The organism is Thalassomonas actiniarum (assembly GCF_000948975.2).
Taxonomy (GTDB): Bacteria; Pseudomonadota; Gammaproteobacteria; order Enterobacterales; family Alteromonadaceae; genus Thalassomonas; species Thalassomonas actiniarum.
The window spans coordinates 185,544-205,535 of the sequence record NZ_CP059736.1 but is presented as its reverse complement, the minus strand read 5'-3'; the positions used below and the strand labels follow the sequence as shown (position 1 = coordinate 205,535).

The window sequence follows — 19,992 nt, the reverse complement described above, 5'->3', positions numbered from 1 at the left end:
CTATTCACCTATCTCGGGGATCAGGTAAGCCGGAAAATCATGGGTTATGCTCAAGTCATTTTCAAAAATAACCAGCCGGCCCTGTTTTTCCAGTTCACTGAAATGGTTAAATTTATAGGTCATATACATCATGCGGTTGCGGTCATTGGGCAGCATCTCGGCGAGCAGGCGCACCCCCTGTTCGCGTGCCTGGTTGCGCAGATGGTTGATCAATACCGTGCCGACCCCCCGGGTCATTACCCGGCACGACATCAGCAGTAATTTGATCACCCAGACATCCTGCTCCAGGGCGATCAGCACCAGACCTATTTTGCCGTAAGTACCGTATTTATCTTCCAGGCTGGCAACCAGCAAATGGTGGCATTCGGATTGGCGAAAAGCATTGAGCTCATCATAGGAATAGGTATAACCTGTGGTGTTGAGCTGGTTGGTGCGCAGGGTTAATTCCTCCGCCCGTTTCAGATCGGCCTCGCAGGCATGGCTGATACGCAGCTTCATTTTCAGGCTCGCCAGAAAGCTATCCTGTGCCCCCTCAAAATGCTCTTCCACGGCATTGCGCTTGATATCTGCCATATACATCTGGCGGCGCCGGGCTGAGTCTTGGGTAATAAAACGCGGTATAAATTCTGCGCGCGCCGCCAGGCTGTCGAGCTCGTTAGCGTCAACACATAACACCTGGGGAAGGGCAAAAGCGACTTCCTCGCGCTCGAAGGCCTGATCGTCGATAAAGGCAAAGGTATCCAGGCCGATATTCAAGGTTTTGGCAATCCGCCCGATGGACGCCGACTTGGCTCCCCAGTTGATCTGCGGACAGAGAAAGTACTCGGCTATGCCTAAGGACTGTAATTGCTCAAGCGCCAGCCGGTGTTCGTTTTTTGAGGCAATCGACTGCAAAATACCCCGCTGATCCAGCGTTTTTATCAGGGTCAACACCCCGGGACGCAAACCTTTGATACCGCCTTCCAATAGCGTGCCGTCCCACAGGGTATTGTCCAGATCCCAAACCACACATTTTACCATGCGCTGGCGTTGTTCTTCTTCTAAAGCACTCGCCTGTTCCATATTCATGCTTCACCGCCGTCATCTTTTGGTTGCGCCAAACGCTGCTGTTTTACCGCATGCTCCTGATAGCCGTGCTTGGCAATGATGATCTGCTGCATCTGATTGCTGCCTTCGATGATCTCCATGATTTTGGCATCGCGTAAATAGCGCTGTACCGGGTATTGATCAGAGCAGCCGTTGGCGCCATGGATCTGCACCGCATCGGCGGAAACTTTTGCCGCCATGCGGGAGGCAAAATATTTAGCGATCGAGGTTTCCATGATCAGGGAGGGCTCTCCCCGCTGCTTCAGTGAAGCGGCGCGGTAACAAAGCATACGGGCGGCCTGGATCTGGGTGATCATATCTGCCAGCAGCTCCTGTATCAGCTGATGCTCTTTAAGCGGTTTGCCAAATTGCCGGCGCTGGCCGCTGTATGCCAGGCTGGCATCTAAAGCGCCCTGCGCCAGCCCCAGACAGCCCCAGGCGATAGAATACCGCCCCTGATCCAGCGCTGCGCCGCCGACATGTGAAAAACCAAAGCCGGCACGTCCGAGCAGGTGGGCTTGGGGCACTTTGCAGCCGTCGAGAAAGATATCTGCCAGCATGGCGGAGCGAAACCCCAGCATGCCGGTGATAGGCTTAGTGGAAAAGCCCGGACAGTCGCGCTCAACCAGCAAGGCCACGGATTTTCCTTCTGACTGGGCAAAAACCACAAACAGGTTTGATACCTGGCCAAAGGAAATCCAGCGTTTTTGCCCGTGCAGGCGCCAGTGGCCGTCGATCAGGGTGGCGCTGGTTTCAACAGATGAGGCATTGCTGCCGACATTTGGCTCGGTCAGGGCAAAACCACCGATAATTTCTCCCGTGGCCAGACGGGGCAGCCAGTCCTGGCGCTGATCTTCATTTCCCCATTTGAGAATCGATTGGATCACCATACCCTGCACGGTAAACAGGGATAATAAGGAGGCGCTCCCCCGGCCGATTTCTTCACACAACAGCCCCCAGGTAATGCTATCCATACCCGCACCGCCGTATTGCTCGGGCACCAATCCTCCCAAATAGCCCAGCTCGGCGACTTCGCCAATTAACCGGGCCGGCATTTCTTCCTGGCGGTCATATTCGTCGGCATAGGGCATCAGCCTGCGCTCGACAAAATCCCGGAACTGTCCCCGGGCTGCCTCTTGCTCTGCAGTCAGTTCAATATCCATGGCTTTTCTTTCCTTAAGCTGTGGCGCCCAGGCCTAATTTTCTACCGGCAAAATCAGCAATGGCATTGATGGATCTAAAGTTGTCATAATCCAAATCTTCATTGTCCACGGCAAAACCAAACTCCCTTTCGACAAACAACACCAGCTGCATGGCAAACAGCGAATTCACCATACCGGTGGCAAATAAGTCCACTTCACGGCCAACTTCAGCACCATTAAGATATTGCGAGACAAATTCATGTGATTTTACTGCTATTTCTTCGAAGTTCATGGCTAATCCTTTACGTAGCATTGTTATTAATATTTGTAAAACCCTTCGCCGCTCTTGCGCCCGAGCAGCCCGGCATCCACCATTTTCTTTAACAGGGGGCAAGGACGGTATTTACTGTCGGCAAAACTCTCATGCAGGACTTCAATAGAGTAAAGAATGGTATCGAGACCGATTAAATCCGCCGTCTCTAACGGGCCCATTTTGTGGCCAAAACACTTTTTAAAAATCTCGTCTACCTGCTGGGCATCCGCCACCTGATCCTGTACCGTAAACACCGCCTCGTTAACCGTCAGCATCAGGATGCGGTTGGAAACAAACCCGGGGGAATCTTCCACCAGGATACTGGTCTTGCCCATGGTTGAGAGTAAATTATCTGTGATCGCTATGGTTTCTTTAGAGGTATGCCAGCCCCTGATGGTTTCTACCGTCGGCTTCATAGGTACGGGGTTCATAAAGTGAATGCCGATGACCTTATCGGGACGCTTGGTCAGGGCAGCAATGCGGGTGATGGAATAACAGGAAGTATCGGCGGCATACACGGTATGCGCGGGACAAACGGCTTCGAGTTGCGGGTAAACACTGCTTTTCGCGTGCCATTGCTCAGACACATTTTCGATCACATAAAATGCCTGGGCCAATGCCTGATAGTCGGTTGTAAAAACGATACGCTGCAAAACCTCATCGGGATCATCGAGCCGGCTTTTGTCTTTTTGGCTAAATGCCTGAAACCGGATATTGTTGCGGATATCATTAGCTGCTTTGTCCAGTACTGCCGTTGAAATATCCAGCAACACAACATTAAAACCACTTTGTGCCAGATTCTGGGCGACGCCTGTTCCCATTACCCCGGCGCCAATCACGCCCACCACTTGCTGTGTCATAATCTTTCCCTGTTTTTTTAATTAAAATTAATGCCCGCCAACCACAATTTTCCCAAGCTTGCCAATAAAAATGCTTCATCCGATTGTTTTTCATATCGATTTTTTAATGAAGGTAAAACAATTTTATCCTGCAACTGCTGCGCAGCCGGATGCTGCAGGACAAAACTGCCCAGGCTCTGGCCCGGGCCGACTTCTAAAAATATCCGCCCCTCGGTATCGAGCAATCTCGCCAGGCCATCGGAAAAACGTACCGTCTGCCAGGTATGACGTGCCCAATAAGCGGGATCCGTCGCCTGATGATCGCTGATCCATTGCCCGGTCAAATTGGATATATAGGGTATTTCAGGGGCACGCAGGTTAAAGCCCTGCACCAGGGCAACCAGGTCATCATGTAATGGCGCCAGCATATGCGAGTGGAAAGCATGTGTTCCCGCCAGGCGGCGCGATACCACCTCATCCTGTTGTAAATGCGCTTCCAGGGCGCTGACCGCCTGCTCTGTACCCCCCACCACACATAAGGTCGCCGTACTGACAATCGACAGCGACAATTGCTTATTTAACAGCGGCAATAACTGCTCTTCAGACAGCGGCACCGCCAGCAGCACCCCGGCGGGAAGCGCCTGGATCATCCTGGCCCGTTCGGTGATCAGTTTAAGCACATCTTCCAGTTCTATTACCCCGGCCAGACAAGCTGCAGCGTACTCGCCTATGCTATAGCCGATCATGGCCCGGGGCTTCACTCCTCTTGACAGCCATAACCGCCCGAGGGCGTATTCGACAATAAACACCAGCGGCTGACTGTGCTGCGTTTGATTGAGCTTTTGTACACCGGGATCGGCGGTATTGCCGCGCCCGAGCATGGCCCTGAAATCCATCTTCTGTTCAGGCTTGTTTGCCTGCCCGGGGGCCGTTGATGAGCTCTCTGTCGGCGGATAAAGTATCTCAAGCAAATCTATGCCCAGCGATGATTTCAGGTAATTGCAACAGCGGTCTACGCTCTCGCGAAACACGGCTTCATGGCGATACAGGCCCAATGCCATATTCAGGTAATGATCGCCGACCCCGGGAAACATAAACACCAGCTCACGCCCCGGCCGTGCGTCGGCAAACAGCAGGCGTTTTAAATCTGCCTTACCGTCTTTGCCCAATGCCAGCTGCGCATCTTCATGCCCCTGGTGTACCAGGATACTGCGGGCATAACCGCTGCCTATTACTCCTTCGGGTCCGCTAAGGGCTTTTGTTTGCTCCGGGGTGCTGTTGGCCAGTGTGGCGGTCAGGTCTTTGAGCGCCTGCTTATTTTCTTTGGCCATCAATAATAACGACCAGTCGCCGAGTTGAGGGCAAGCCTGAGGGGACGTTTTCGGGGAAAGTTCCCCTGCTGCCGGATCAGTCCCGGGAGCCGGTGCCTGTACTTGTGCTGCCGCTCCTGTATCTGCCTGCGCTTTTTGGGCCTGCTTTGCTTTCATATGCTGTTTGAGAAAAGCCATTTGCTGTTTCACCACCTCATCGATGGCATCGCAGGACAGGGCCAACTGAGCCTCTAACAATTGGGACAGCTTCTCCCCTGCCATGCCGGATGTCGCCCGGCTTAGCCGTGCAGGCGCTGGTGGCGATAATTCAGGTGATAACTCGGGTGATAACTCGGGTGATAGTACCGGCGTATCTGCTGCCGGCGCCGATCCTGTGCTTTCATGTTCCTGTGCCGAAACAAGGGCCAGGGCCGGCGTAGCTTCTGCGCCAGGCTGCTGGCTGCAGCCCCGCCAGTAGTGCTGACGCTGAAAAGCATAACCGGGCAACCGGACCTTTTCACGCCCCTGCCCCGCACCAAATGCCGTCCAGTCGACAGAAAAACCCTGCAGATATAACCGGGATAAACTTGTTAAAAGCGCCGGGTACAAAGGACCGTCCAGGGGACATAAGCCGATAACATCAGGGCCTGCCTGCTGCTCTTCCCCGACAGCCAGTAAGGTTTTAAAGCCTGCATCGGCCAGGCCCTGTACGGCACTGTTTCCATCGGCCTGTGACGTTAAAGTAAAGCGGTAGCCGGGCCGTGCGCCATAGGGCAGCAAGGCCCCGTCATTCCCGGAGTAAACCGCTAAGGCCCCGGCCCCGGCATCTACCGCATGTCCGGCCAATGCCTCAAATGCCTGCTCCAGTTGCAACACGCCGGCAACGCACAGGGCAGTTAATTCGCCTATGCCCCAGCCCGCCACTGCCGCAGGTTTCATCCCCCAGGCCAACCAGAGGCGGGCGAGGGCAAATTGGCCGGCAAAGCGTGCGGCATCGCTGCTTTGTCCTTCGACCAGCAGGCCGGGTTTAACCTTATCCGCCAATGTCTGGCAGAGGCGTAAACTGGCCGCCACATCCGGCAGGCTTTGCGCCAGGCGGTAAATACCGTCGAGGGGAATATCCCGGCTAAAGAGCATCGCCAGGCGGGGACTTCCTCCCTTGGCCAGCTCAGCACTTTTAATGCCCGCCATGGGCTTATCGGCAATAACGGACGCCAGCTGTTGTTTTAATAATACCTTGCTATCTGCCACAAATGTCAGGCGGACATTGAAATGATCCCGCCCGCTGTTGGCACTGAAGCAAATATCGGCCAGGGCAGTATCGTCGGACATCGCGCGGCAATCGAGCATATTTTGCACCGATTCAAGCAGGCTTGGCCGGTTACGGGCCGATAAACACAAAAGCTGCAATGAAGGTTCGGGGACCGTTTGCTCTTTTGGCACCGGCGTCGGAATCGGCGCTTCCTCCAGCACTATATGGGTGTTGGTGCCCGACAAACCAAAGGAGCTGATACCGGCCCGCCTGGTCCTTTGTTGCCGCTGCCAGGGCTGCAGCTGTGTCGGGATGCGCACCGAGAAACCTTCCCAGGGGATTTTGGAGTTGGGTTTTTTAAAGTGCAGGTTCGGCGCAATTTTTTCATGCTCGATCATCAATACCACTTTAATTAATCCGGCAATCCCTGCCGCAGCGCTGAGATGGCCAAAGTTGGTTTTCACCGAGCCAAGCCACAACTCGCCCCCGGGGGCGCGCTGGCCAAACACAGAGCGCAATGCCGCCACTTCAATCGGATCCCCCAATTGTGTTGCGGTGCCGTGGGCTTCGACATAATCGATATCATCCGCGTTGATGCCGCCGCGCCGGTATACTTCAGCAATTAAATCCTGCTGGGCATGCTCATTGGGTACCGTCAGGCCGCTGGCCGGACCGTCATGATTAACACCGCTGGCGCGCACCAGGGCGCGCACCGGATCTTTGGCCTGCTCGGCATCGCCAAGGCGGCGTAATACGATAACCCCGACCCCTTCCCCGAGGACAAAACCGTTTGCCGCCTCGTCGAAGGTACGGCAACGGCCATCGGGGGCGAATGATTGGGTTTTCGATAAAAATACCTGCATTGCCGGGGTCAGGTTCAATTGGCTGCCGGCGACCAGGGCAAAATCGCACTCCCGGTTACGCAATGCCTGGCATGCCTGGTGCAGAGCCACCATAGAAGATGAACAGGCGGTGTCCACTGAAAAGGCCGGCCCCTGCAGCCCCAGCAGATAAGCTAAGCGTCCGGCGGCAAAACAAAAGCCATTGCCTGTGCCGGTATAGGCATCGATATCGTCGAGGGCTCCCCCCAGCTGCATCACGCCGTAATCCATTTGGGTTATGCCGACAAAAACCCCGGTGCGGCTGCCCCTTAACTGTGCCGGCGGCAGCCCGGCGTCTTCAAGCGCCCGCCAGGCGACTTCCAGCAAGATCCGCTGCTGCGGATCAATACGTTCGGCTTCATGGGGGGAGATGCCGAAAAATTCCGCATCAAAAGCCCCGACATCCTCGATAAAACCGCCATAGCGGGTACTGATCTTACCCGGCGCATTGGCATTGCTGTCGAAAAAGTGCGCGAGATCCCAGCGTTGCTTCGGCACTTCGCCTATCGCATCTTTGCCCTCGGACAATAGCCGCCAATAAGCCTCCAGGCCGTCGGCCTGCGGAAAGCGGCAGCCCATGCCGATAATCGCGATCGGCTCGCGCTGCACATTTTCGGCATCGGCCAAGCGGCTGCGCAACTCTTTAATTGCCAGGGCGGATTTTTGCAGGGGGGATAATCCGCTCAGAGTTTCATTGGCGCCCTTGTTGTCACTCATGAGTCGAGCTCTCCCAGATCGCCGAGCTCGGCATCTATCATGGCCGATAACTCATCGTCAGACATCTGGCTCACCTCTTGCGCCGCCGCACTGATACTTAACTCCGGCTTTTCCTGTTCGGCGCTGTCCGGCAACAGGGGCTGGCCGGAAGCTTTTTCTGTGGCGAGCCCAAAAATCTCTTCGCTGAAATAGCGCACCAGCGCGCTGACCGTCGGGTATTTAAACAGCAAGGTGGACGGCAAGCTCTCCTTTGCCATGGTTTGCAGGGCATTGCGCAGCTCAACCGCCGTTAAAGAGTCCATGCCCATTTCAAAAAAGCCAAGCTCTTCATCCACCGCATCCGCCGATGGCAAGGCCAGGACACGCGCCAGTTGCTGCTTCACCATCTCGGTTATCAGGGCAACTTGCCCCCCCGCCGGCAAATCCGCCAGGCGTTCCCGCAAACTCAATTGGCTGGCATCATCTTTTGTCTGCTCCCTTGCGGCAAAGCGTTCGAAAATGGCAAGCTTGCCGTTTTGTGCCAGCATGCGCGGCCAGTCGATCGAAGCAACCAGCACCCGGTCCATCGGATGTTTGAACAGGTGGGCCAACACCGCCAGGCCCTCGTCCGGTGCAATGCCCGCCATGCCCCGGGCATCGAGCTGGTCATCGCTGACGGCGCGGGAAGCCAGGCCGATATCCGACCATGCCCCCCAGTTAATTGCCATGGCCGGTAACCCCAGCTGACGCCGGTACGCCGCCAGCATATCCAGGAAACTATTGGCCGCGGCATAGTTTGCCTGGGCCGTCGGCGCCAATACCGAGGCGGCGGAGGAATACAGGATAAAGAAATCAAGCGCCAGGGATTGACAGGCCAGGTGCAGGTTCCATGCCCCCAGGGTTTTAGGCGCCAGGACGGCGGCAAAGCGCTGCCATGACATGGACGCGAGCACGCCGTCATCCATAGTGCCGGCCGCATGTATCACCCCCGCCAGTTCGCCCTGGCCGGCTATGGTGGCCATCATGGCATCAACCTGAGCGATTTCTGTCATATCGACCGCTATGGTCAGGACACTGGCTCCCAGGGCCTTGAGTTTGGCGATCTGCTGCTGCGCCTGCGCCGAGGGCGCATGGCGCCCGGCCAACACCAGGCGGCGCGCCCCTTGTTCCGCCACCAGCCAATGCGCCGTAACCAGGCCGAGATCTCCCAAACCGCCGGTGATCAGGTACCAGGCCTGCTTGCGTACGGGCAGCGCTTCATGGGGCGCCTGCCCCGCCGGCAAGCGTGCCAGACGCGGTACATAACGGTAATAGCGGTCTTGCCCTGCGCGCAGGGCAACGGTTTCGTTTGCCGCCGACAGCGTCACCGAGGCTGCTTCCTGCCAGAGGGCATGGATACACGGCGCCAGGCTGTCTTGCCGGTAATCGATATCAATATGGCGGCAATGATATTCGGGATACTCTTTTTGTATCACTTGCCCCATGCCGATCAGCGGCGACTGGCCGACATTGATCCTGCCCCCTTGCGGCATAGGGGCGACATCTACGCCGCAGCGCGTCAATAACACCAGGCGCGGCGTATGCACAAGTTTCAGCGTCGCCAGTGCCGCCAGCAAATCCAATGCGGTTTTACAGCCCAGGTGCTGCGCCGCCGCCAGTTTTTCGCTATCCAGCATATCGCTGCCGGCTGCATCGAGGGCGCGCGCATGCACGATAACAGACAAATCGTCACAGTCCCCAAGGCATAACGCCAGGCTGTCGGCCGTGACCGCCTGGTCCGCGGCCAGCAGGTGACAGGAAACGCCGCCGGCACCTAGCTGCTGCGCCAGTGCAGCAGCTATGCCGGTTTGATCCGCTACTATCAGCCAGTGACCGCTGTCCGGGGTTAACGGTTTTCTTGCCGCGATCACCGCCTGGCGGCACAGTGCATTTTCAGGCAGCTGCCGGGCGCCGATCGCGGCCGCAGTATCAAAGCCGGACGCGGTCAATACCCGGCGCCAGCTATCGACAGTCACCAGGGGGTAACCGTCGCTGCGGGCGGCATCGCTGCCCCGCCACCAGCCGTCGGTCAAACCAAAGGTCATATCCAGCCAGGGCTGCGGCGATGTTCCTTCAAGCAATAGCAGCTCCCCCCCCGGCACCAGCAGCTGGTTGACATGTGTCAGGGTTTGCTGCAAATCACAGGTGGCATGTACGACATTGGCGGCAATGATAATATCAAAAGCGGCCGGCTCGAATCCCTGGGCAAGGGGGTCGGTTTCTATATCCAGCACCCGGTAATCAATAAAATCATACCCGGTAAATTGTTCGCGCGCTTTGCTGGTGAAAACTGCGGAAATATCGGTAAAGACATAATGGCAGCGGTCAGCGGGCAGGTGGGGCAATAAATGCGAACTGGTACTGCCGGTGCCGCCGCCTATCTCCAGAATACGCAGCCCCTGTCCTGCCGGCAGATGCTGAAGCGTCTTTGTCAGGGTGTGCTGCAGCAACTTATTCATTTGCTGCGGGCCCGGGGAGCGGGTATAAAAACGCGTCACCAGATCTGCGCTGCCGCCGGGGAAAAGCAGCTCCAGACCTTTCACCCGGCCATTGAGTGCCGGGGCCAGAGAGCGCCCGCATTGCTGCACCAGGGCCAGCTCATGGTTTGCCTGCGGGAAGCTTGCCGACAGGGCATCGAACAGGCGTTCGCAGTCACAGGGGGCAAGGGGCAACATCAGCCAGTCCTGCCCGTTCGCCTGCAAATGTCCCTGCTCGGTCATAATGGCCAGCAACCGGGCCAGCAGCCGCCGATACTCGGGGATAACCGCCAGCTGCTTCATCAATACTTCCAGGGTAAAGCTTGTGCCCGGCTGCCAGTCCAGTCCCAGCTCCTTTAGAGCGGCACAGGCATAACCGGCCACCAGGTTGTCCAGGGCGGAAAAGAATTCGCCGTACCAGTCAATACGCCCGGCTACCTCTGCTGTTGCACTCTGCAGCTGCCGGGACAATAAATCGACATCGGGCAACCAATCGGCATTAGCACCATAGGCCTGGCGCTCTTGCCACTCGGTCCGGTAGAGCCAGTCGCTGTACCCGAATAAGCCGCCGGACAGGGCGTTTTTGTCCACCTGCTGATAGCGCAATTCGTCAACCTCGGCCAGGATATTGCCCGCCTCATCCGCCAGCTGGACATCGGCAGTAAACAGCTTGTTGGTTTCCCCTTTCACACGTACCAGACACCAGGCGACTTTACCTGTGCCTTGATAACGGCGCAATGCCGCCATACCGACGGGCAGATAGGCTTTTGTCTGTTTTTTCGCCAGTAAAGGGACACCGACCATTTGAAAGGCGGCATCTAAAATAACCGGGTGCAGTAAAAACTCATCGACACTGCCGGCCACCTCGTCCGGCAGCTGCAAGCGCGCCAGTATCAGATCTTTTCCCTGCCACAGGCCCGTCAATGCCTGGAAATGCTCGCCATGCTCGATGCCGACAGCATGTGCCCCCTGATAATAGTCAGCCACCGAGAGCTGCTCGGGACATAAGGCCTGCAATTGCGTTAAATCGATCCCGGCCGGCACGGCCGGAGCTACCAGGGGTTGTAACTGCCCCCGGGTATGGGTCAGCCATGGGCTGTCCGCATTGCCCTGGCTGTAGATACAAAAATCATAGCTTTGCCGGCTGTCTGTGTTTGTCGCCGCCGGCTTTAACACCAGCTGCAGCGACGTCGGCTGCTCGTCTGATAATACCAGCGCCTGCTCGATCGCTACTTCCTCCACCGCCAGGTATCCGGTGCTGTCTTTTGACCATAAACGGGCGGCGCCTGCCAGGGCGATTTCAATATGTGCTGCCGCAGGCAATACCACCTGATTGAAGATCTTATGATGGGCCAGTAAATCAGCCGTCTGCGGGCTCAGTTGTGAGCTAAAGACCAGGGTCTCTTTGTCCAGTGCCGGGCTGTGCAGGCGCTGCCCCAATAACAGGTGCGCCGGATGATTGCTATTGCTCCCCGTTTGGCTGCCCAGACTCCAGTCTATCCAATAGCGGCTCCGCTGGAACGGATAGTTGGGCAAGCGGGCATGGGCCGGACCGGCGCCGTTTAACTCAGACCAGTTAATCTCTGCGCCTGTGGTCCACAATTTCCCCAAACTTTGCAGCATACTGCCCCAGGATGCATGCCCGGCACGCAAACTGGGCAGCCAGGTGCAGTGTTTGGCGATATCGGCATCGAAATTTTCTGCCACTTCCCGCCCCAGCGAGCAAAGGGTGGGTCTTGGACCTATTTCAACAAAAGTGCGGTAGCCGTCAGCCAGTAAAGCTTGCATGCCTTGGGCAAAACGTACCGGGGCAGTAATATGATCCAGCCAATAAGTGGCATCGGCCAGGGCACTATCCGACTGTTTCCCGGTGAGGGTCGAGTACACAGGGATATCAGGGCTGTGATAAGCGATACGCTTGGTTGCAGCGGCAAACGGCGCCAGCATCGGCTCCATCATAGGCGAGTGGAATCCATGGGAAACCTTTAATATCCGCGGCTCTATGCCCGCAGCCGACAAACCGTCGGCAAAAGCCGCGGCGGCGACCGGTTTGCAGGAAACCACCACATTTTGCGGGCCGTTGATTGTGGCTATGGTCAGCTCCCCCCGCCAGGGACGGATCACCTCTTTGACATCCTGCTCGCTCAGGGGCACAGAGACCATGGCCCCGGGATCGCATAATTCCTGCATCAGGTGTCCCCGCTCGGCGATCAGCCCAAGCGCATCCTCAAGCGATAAGATACCGGCGCAGCAGGCGGCGGCATATTCCCCGACACTGTGCCCGAGCACCGCATCCGGGGTTATGCCCCACGACTGCCACAAGCGCATTAACGCATATTCGACGGCAAACAACACCGGCTGGGTAAATGCGGTGATATTTAACAAGACCTCATACTGGTCGTCGTCCCCGTAAAGCAGGCTGATCAGCGAATGTCCGAGCTTAGGCTGCAACAAGGCATCACAGGCATCCAGCGCCTCTTTAAATACCCCGGACTCCCGGTACAATTCCTGTCCCATATGCCTGTGCTGACTGCCCTGCCCGGTAAAGACAAAGGCTATTTTCCCCCTGCCGCCGCCGGCCACGCGGCCCGCGGGCAAATTGTTTGCTGCCAGGCGCTGACTCACCGCCCGGGCACTGTCACCGATCAAGGCCATGCGGTAAGGCAGCTGGCTGCGGCCATTGACCGCAGTGCGCGCCAGTTCCGCCCAGGTTTCGTCTGACATAGGCCCGGCGGCCGCCAGACGGTCTTGCCAGGCAGAGGTCAGGGCCTTGAGCGCCCGCTCGTCTTTTGCACTAACCGGCAACAGACGCCAGCGTTGCCCCGGCAGGGCGATCGGCTCCGGTTCCTGCTCTGGCTGCGGCGCCGTGGCCAGCACCAGATGTGCATTGGTGCCGCTAAAGCTGAATGAACTGACCCCGGCATAACGCAAGGGCTCATTCCAGGTTTGCACCTTGGTGGGAATGTTTACGGCCAGATCCGCCCAGGGAATATGCGGGCTGGGCTCGTTAAAATGCAAATGGGGGGGAATTTGCCCATGCTGCAACATCAGCACCGACTTGATGAGCCCGGCAATACCGGCGGCCGACTCCAAATGGCCAAAATTTGTTTTCACCGACCCCACCGACAACGGCTGTTGGCGGTTTTCGCCATAAGCGCTGTTCAGGGCCGAGACTTCAATGGGATCCCCCAGGGCGGTGCCGGTGCCGTGCGCCTCAACATAGCCCACCTGGTGGGGAAGGATACCGCCGGCGCTAAGCGCTTTGCGTATCACCTTTACCTGTGCCGGGCCGTTGGGCACGGTCAATCCCCCGCTGGGACCGTCTTGGTTTACTGCCGAGCCCTTGATAACCGCCAACACCTTATCGCCATCGCGCTGCGCATCACTGAGACGTTTGAGTACCACCACCCCGCCCCCCTCGCCGCGGGCATAACCGTCGGCGGCGGCATCGAAGGTTTTGCAACGCCCGTCCGGAGCAAGCATTTTGGCTTTGGAAAAATTGACAAAGGTTTCCGGTCCCAAAATCAAATTCACCCCCGCAGACAGGGCAAGATCGCAGTCCCCGGCACGCAGGCTCTGACAGGCGATATGGGTTGTCACCAGTGAAGAAGAGCAGGCGGTATCCACCACCAGGCTCGGTCCGGCCAGCCCCAGTGCATAGGAAAGCCTGCCGGCGGCAACCCCCAAGGATCCCCCGGTGCCGGCATAGGCATTAATGCGTTTGGTATCCCCTGACCACAGCAGGTGGGCGCCGTATTCTGTGCTGGTCATGCCGACAAAAACACCGGTTTCGCTGTTGTAGACCTGGTCTGTGGGAATGTTGGCATTTTCCAGGGCTTCCCAGGCCAGTTCCATCAGCAACCTGTGTTGGGGATCTATGCTTGCGGCTTCGCGCGGCGAGATCCCGAACATCGCAGGATCAAACTGATCAACCTCAGCTAAAAAGCCGCCATTGCGGGTATAGGTTTTTCCCGGGACATCGGGGTTGGCATCGTAATAGTCATCGACATTCCAGCGGCTTGCCGGCACCGTCCCCGTTGCATCCTGACCGCTGCACAGCAACTGCCAATAGGCTTCAGGCGTATCGACCCCGCCGGGAAAGCGGCATGACATACCCACGACGGCAATTGCCTCATGGCGCGCCTGCTCGGCGGCATCAAGTTTATTCTGCAGTTTTTGTATCGCCAGCAGCGCACGTTTGGTTGCCGAGGGCTCAGAGGAATTATTGCCAGTACTCATTCGGGTTGTTTCTCCATTTGTTCAAGCTCGGCCAGAAGCAAGGCTTCGGCTTCGGCTTCGGACATTTCTTCAACACCATCATTTCGCTGTAGCGGGCTGTTTTGCACAACCGGCTGCTGCACGGCGGAAATTGGGAACAACTTATCCAGAAAATAATCGGTTAACGCTTCGATTGTCGGGTGATCAAATAACAGGGTTGAGCTCAGCGAGCACTCAAGCAGGGTTTGCAGGCGATTTTTCATATCAAGGGCCGTCAGGGAATCTATGCCTAAATCAAACAAACGGTCCCGCACCGCGACTTCGTCCGGGGACAACTGCAGTACTTGCGTTACGACCGACACCAGTAGCTGAGTCAGCCGCTCTCTGCGCTCATGACCTGCGGCCTGCTGCAGCTGCTGATAAATTGAAGTATCTGTTTTCGCCCCCGCCAGATGGTCTAAAAGCGGTGTCTTATTCGTCTGGCTGTAGCCCTGCCAATCCACGGCCAGCACACCCGCCTGCCCCTGAGCCGCGGGTAATAATTCGCCTAACTTGTCCAGGGCGTGTCGGGTTGTGATCCGGGCAATGCCCAACAAGTCCATCCGCGCCTGTTGCTCGGCATCAAGTTTGGCAGCCATTCCCGCTTCTGCCCACGGCCCCCAGTTGATACTTAAACCTGCCAGTCCCGCAGCACTGCGCTGGTTGGCCAGGGCGTCCAAAAACGCATTGGCGGCGGCATAACTCCCCTGCCCGGCAGGGCCAAGTAAAGAAGCCAGCGAAGAAAAGTTAACAAAAACGGCTAAGTCTTTATCCCGGGTCAAGCGATGCAGGTTCCAGGCGCCGGTAACTTTCGGCGCCAGCACTTGTTGCCAGCGCGACCAGCTTTGACCGGCCAGCAAACCGTCGTCCAAGATCCCGGCGAGATGGAATACCCCTGCCAACGGGGCCTGCCTGTGCTCTGCCTGTTCAATCACAGCTGCCAGTGCCGAGATATCGGCAACATCGGCCTGATAAAAACAGGGTTTTGCCCCCTGGTTGGCTAAATCTTCAAGCCATGTCTGCTCCGGGGCGCTACGCCCGATGAGGGCCAAATGGCGGGCACCGCGCTGTACCAGCCAGGCAGCCACTTCCCGCCCAAGCGCCCCCTGTGCGCCGGTAATAAGATAGCTGGCATCCGGCTTAGCCGCAAATGCCGCTCCGGGTTCGCTATCGGTTTCAGATAGGAGCAAACGGGCGGCATAAACGCTGCTGTTGCGCCAGGCGATGCGGGTCTCCTTATCGGTTAAAGCCGTTGCCGCCAGCAGGTTGGCTGCCGCTTGCCCAACAGCGGCGTTCGGATCCAAATCCAGGCAAATGCTTGCCCATTCGCTATGCTCGGCTGCGGCGACGGAGCCCAGCCCCCATAATAAAGCCTGCTGCGGCGCCGGCAGTTGTTCGCCGTCAAAGACCTTTTGCGCCCCCTGAGTCACCAGGAATACGCGGGGCTTGCCGGTACTGGTTTCCTTGGAGGAATATTGCGCCAATGCCTGCAATAAATGTAAGGCGCCGGCACAGGCACTTTGCTGCTCGTCAAAGTGCTCGCTGGTTTGGCCCAGCCCCCACAAATAGACAATTTGCCCGGGTGCCGCGCAGGCCGCCAGCAGCTGCTGGAAATGATGCGGCGAGCCTGGCGATAAAACATAGCTGCCCGTTGCCGTTTGGGTCAGTTGCCCGGCCTGCGGGTCTGCCAGGGCAAGCGCGGCGGCAATGCCTTTTTTGTTTAAGGTGGCGGTCAGTTGTTCACCGATCCCCCCGGCATCGGCAAAGATCAGCCAAGGTTGCGCTATCGAAGGGGAGTCTGGCGCTATCGCCGGTTGCAGTTTTTGCCAATCGACATGATACAGCGCCGGCGCCCGGCTTTCATCTGCCGCCAATAAGGCCTGACGGCCGGCACTGCGCCCTTCAAGACCGACAAAGGCGGCCAGCATCTCTCCCTGTTCGTTATATAAATGGATATCTCCCAGCATTTTCATGTGATTGCATTCACGCACCACGGCATGTGCGATAAAGGCGGTCACGCCGGCAAAACCCTGCGACGGCGGATAGATGTGCAGGGCTGCTATGGAAAAGGGAATAAAGCTCTCGGATATTTCCATGGGCCTGGCTATCACCATAGCGCCGAAACAAGAATCGATTAACCCCGGGTGGATACTATAATCTTGGATCACATCCGCCAAAACCGAGGGAAGCTGTAACCGGGCAATAGCTTCCGACGGGCCGCGTTGCAACTCAGTTAACCAATGATAGCTGGGGCCGACAACAATATGGCGTTTCGCCTGCACCCGGTAGACTTCATCGGCGGCGACCTTTTCGCGGCAACGCTCCCGGGCAGCCTGGAGATCCGGCGTTATGGCAGGCGAAGCAATAGCGGCAAACTGCCCTTTGGCATGCAGTTTGGGCTCTGCCTGCCCGGGCAAACTCATTAAGCGAAATTCACCGCTGCTATCGCTTTGCGGTGTCAGGGACAGCTGTACCGCACATTCCCCCTGCTCCGGCACGATCAGCGCCGTAGGAAACATCACCTGGGTAAGCGAGCCCCCCTTAGTTGATAAACCGGCCAGCGACAGGGCCGATAATATCAAGGATAAATGCGAGGCCCCTGCCACCACCAGTTTGCCAAAGACGCGGTGCTCGTCAATAAAAGGCTGGTTTTTCCTGGAAAACGTTGTCTCGAACAAGGTTTGCTGCAACAGTGGCGATTTGAAACAGCGCTGCAGCAGGGGATGCTCCAGCGAGGTCGTGCCCTGCAAACCGCCATAAGCCGCATCAATGTCGATCGCTTGCCTGAAATCGCGATGCTGAAACGGATACAAAGGCAGTTGAATATCACGCCTGGCTTGCATGCCCGCCAGTGACCAGTCGACCTGGCCGCCGTGAAGCCAATACTGCGCCAAGGCGGCCAGCATGCTCGCCCCCGGCGGCTGATCTTTACTTAAGCTGGCAGCCAAGACGACATGCTCGCCGACACTCTGCCTTGCCATTCCGACCAGGGTTGTTGCCGGGCCGACTTCAAGCATATAGCGATAACCCCGGGCCGATAGTTGCTCCAGGCCGTCGGTAAAACGCACCGGCGCCAGCACATGCCGCACCCAGTAGTCGGCACTGGCTAGCTCTTCACCGGCAAAGTTGCCGCTGACATTTGAAATCAGCGGCAACTTAGGTTTGTGGTAATGAATTTGTGCGGCAAGGCGGCGAAAGTCTGACAGCATAGGCTGCATCAAGGGGGAGTGAAAGGCATGAGAAACCGCGAGGCGGCGGTATTCGATTCCCTGCTCCTGCAATAGCGCCAGCAAGGTATCAAGCGCCTGGCTGTCCCCCGACACCACAGTATTCCTCGGGGCATTGTAGGCCGCGACAGACAGGTTGTCGGCATTGCTCGCCACCAGGGATTCGACACGCTCAGGCGCGGCCAATATCGCGGCCATGGCGCCGCCTGTCGGCAGAGCCTGCATCAGACGGCCACGGGCAGCAATCAGCTTCAGCGCATCTGCCAGGGAAAAAACGCCCGCCAGGCAGGCGGCAACATATTCTCCGACACTATGCCCCATCAGGGCCGCCGGCTGTATGCCCCGGGATTGCCACAAACGGGCCAGGGCATACTCAAAGCAGAACAAGGCGGGCTGGGTATTGCCGGTTTCATTGAGCAAACCTGTGTCTGTCCGGGGGGATTCTGGGTATAACAAGTCGAGTAAGTCAATGTCGCGATAATTCCCCAGCAAGGCGGCACATTCATCGATTGCTTCGCGAAAGACAGCTTCATCTTGATAGAGCGCTTGCCCCATGCCGGGATATTGCGCCCCCTGCCCGGTAAATAAAAAAGCGACCCCAGGCACTTCCTCGGGCACCTCGGCAAGGCTTATGCCCCCGGCTTGGCCCTTGTCGGCAAATTCCAGTAACAAGACACGGGCCTTGGCCGCACTGTCGGCGACTAATCCCAAGCGTACTTTAAATGCACTGCGATAATGAGCGGCGCCGGCACACAAGGCGGCAAAGTCGGCATCCTTTTCGGCCAGGGGGCCCTCTGCCCATCGTTTGGCCAGCGCCTTTAAGGCGTCGATATGACGGGCCGATAAGGTTAACAGCTGCTCTGCCCTTGCTGCCTGGCTTTGTGGTTTAGCCTTTGCCCCTGGCAGATCTGACATCAGCAGGTGAACATTGGTACCGCTAAAGCCAAAAGAGCTGATACCTGCCACACGCTGCTCACCTTCTTGCTTATGCCATGGCGTCAAACGGGTAGGTACTTTAATGTCTGTTTCAGACCAGGGGATCAAGGGATTGGGCTTGTTAAAGTGTAAATGCGCCGGTATGGATTGATGCTGCAAAGACAAAGCCACCTTAATGGCTGCAGCTATGCCGGCGCTTGCTTCAAGATGACCGACATTGGTTTTAACCGAGCCCACCAGCAAGGGCTGCTTAAAGACATTGCCTAAGGCGCCGATTTCAATCGGATCCCCCAGCGGCGTTCCTGTGCCATGTGCTTCAATATAATCGACACTCGCGGCATCGAGTCCGGCCCTTGCCAATGCCTTTTTGATCACCTGCTCCTGCGCCGGTCCGTTCGGTACCGTTAAGCCGCCACTGGCGCCGTCCTGATTAACGGCAGAGCCGCGCAGCAAAGCCAAAATAGTATCACCGTCACTTTGTGCATCCGATAAACGTTTTAAGGCCACAACACCGCAACCTTCGCCGCGGACATAGCCGTTGGCTTTAGCATCGAATGTTTTACAGCGCCCGTCCTCAGACAGCATATTGGCCTTGCAAAAAGCGATCGAATATCCGGGATGAAACAAAAAGTGTGTGCCGCCGGCCAGCGCCAAATCGCATTCTTGACGGCGCAGGCTTTCGGCGGCTAAATGCAATGAAAGTAATGAAGAGGAGCAGGCGGTATCGACGACCATACTCGGACCGTTAAAACCAAAGTTAAAGGAAACCCGGCCCGCGATCGGCGCCAGGGCGCAACCTGAGCCATGATATGGTCCGACATCTGTCAGGCGAGCCTCACCGAACTGATTGACAATCTGATCCATGCTGCTAACGCCGATAAATACCCCGGTATTACTGCCCGCTAACGACGACGGCAGAATATTGGCATATTCCAGCGTTTCCCAGCAGACTTCCAGCAAGATGCGCTGGTGCGGATCCATGGTTTGCGCCTCTCTTGGCGAAATGCCAAAAAAGCCCGCATCAAAGCCGTCGATATCTTCAACAAATCCGCCGCAGCGGCTATACATTTTGCCAAAAGCTTCGCGGTCAAGCGCGTAAAATTGCTCCAGGTTCCAGCGTGCACTCGGAACTTCGGCAATGGCATCCCGGCCATCACGTAACAACTGCCAATAGCGATGGGGATCGTTTGCTCCACCCGGAAAACGGCAAGCCATACCAATAATGGCAATGGGCTCATTTTCTGCCGCCTGGTAACCGTTAATACGGGATTTTAGCGCTTTTATTTCCTGTAAAGCATTTACCATCAAGATGCGATGATCGGGTGTAGATGGCTCCAATTCTTACTCTTCCCTATAGTTAGAATTTAATTCATCCTACACAGCTCACATGAATTTTACAAAGCTTTTTTGTTTAAAAACCATACATTTGTTGTTTGCTTTTTATTCGGTTTTTTTAGGGAGGAAAGATTTGGACGGAAGGAGGCAAATAATCAATCCGGTATAGTGCCCCCAGAGACCAGGTTCACGGATCTCAAAA

Annotated in this window: 7 protein-coding genes; all 7 read right to left on the bottom strand. The window is 56.8% G+C overall.

What is annotated here, in order from left to right; all coding sequences use genetic code 11:
- The 7 genes from SG35_RS29480 to SG35_RS29450 are packed head-to-tail and all read right to left on the bottom strand — an operon-like array spanning nt 1 to nt 19,793.
- Nucleotides 1-1,068 carry an HAD-IIIC family phosphatase gene (locus SG35_RS29480; RefSeq protein WP_044833076.1) on the bottom strand — a complete coding sequence of 356 codons (1,068 nt, stop codon included), beginning with the start codon at nt 1,066-1,068 and terminating at the stop codon, nt 1-3.
- Entirely contained in the window at nt 1,065-2,249 is a 1,185-nt protein-coding gene (locus tag SG35_RS29475) for an acyl-CoA dehydrogenase family protein (RefSeq protein ID WP_044833077.1), read from the bottom strand. Before SG35_RS29475 ends, SG35_RS29480 begins: the two co-directional genes overlap by 4 nt.
- A 13-nt stretch (nt 2,250-2,262) precedes the next feature.
- Nucleotides 2,263-2,520 carry an acyl carrier protein gene (locus SG35_RS29470; RefSeq protein ID WP_044833078.1) on the bottom strand — a complete coding sequence of 86 codons (258 nt, stop codon included), beginning with the start codon at nt 2,518-2,520 and terminating at the stop codon, nt 2,263-2,265.
- Nucleotides 2,521-2,546: 26 nt separating this feature from the next.
- Nucleotides 2,547-3,401: a 3-hydroxyacyl-CoA dehydrogenase family protein gene (locus SG35_RS29465; protein ID WP_044833079.1), complete on the bottom strand. Its 855-nt coding sequence runs from the start codon at nt 3,399-3,401 to the stop codon at nt 2,547-2,549.
- A 17-nt stretch (nt 3,402-3,418) separates the two neighbouring features.
- Nucleotides 3,419-7,540 (bottom strand): type I polyketide synthase, encoded by a 4,122-nt coding sequence (locus SG35_RS29460; protein WP_053043060.1) that lies wholly within the window; start codon nt 7,538-7,540, stop codon nt 3,419-3,421.
- Nucleotides 7,537-14,274 (bottom strand): type I polyketide synthase, encoded by a 6,738-nt coding sequence (locus tag SG35_RS29455; protein WP_053043061.1) that lies wholly within the window; start codon nt 14,272-14,274, stop codon nt 7,537-7,539. Before SG35_RS29455 ends, SG35_RS29460 begins: the two co-directional genes overlap by 4 nt.
- Nucleotides 14,271-19,793, bottom strand: a complete 5,523-nt coding sequence (locus tag SG35_RS29450) for a type I polyketide synthase (protein ID WP_152646636.1) — start codon at nt 19,791-19,793, stop codon at nt 14,271-14,273. The genes SG35_RS29455 and SG35_RS29450 overlap by 4 nt, the downstream gene beginning before the upstream one ends.
- Nucleotides 19,794-19,992: the final 199 nt, after the last annotated feature.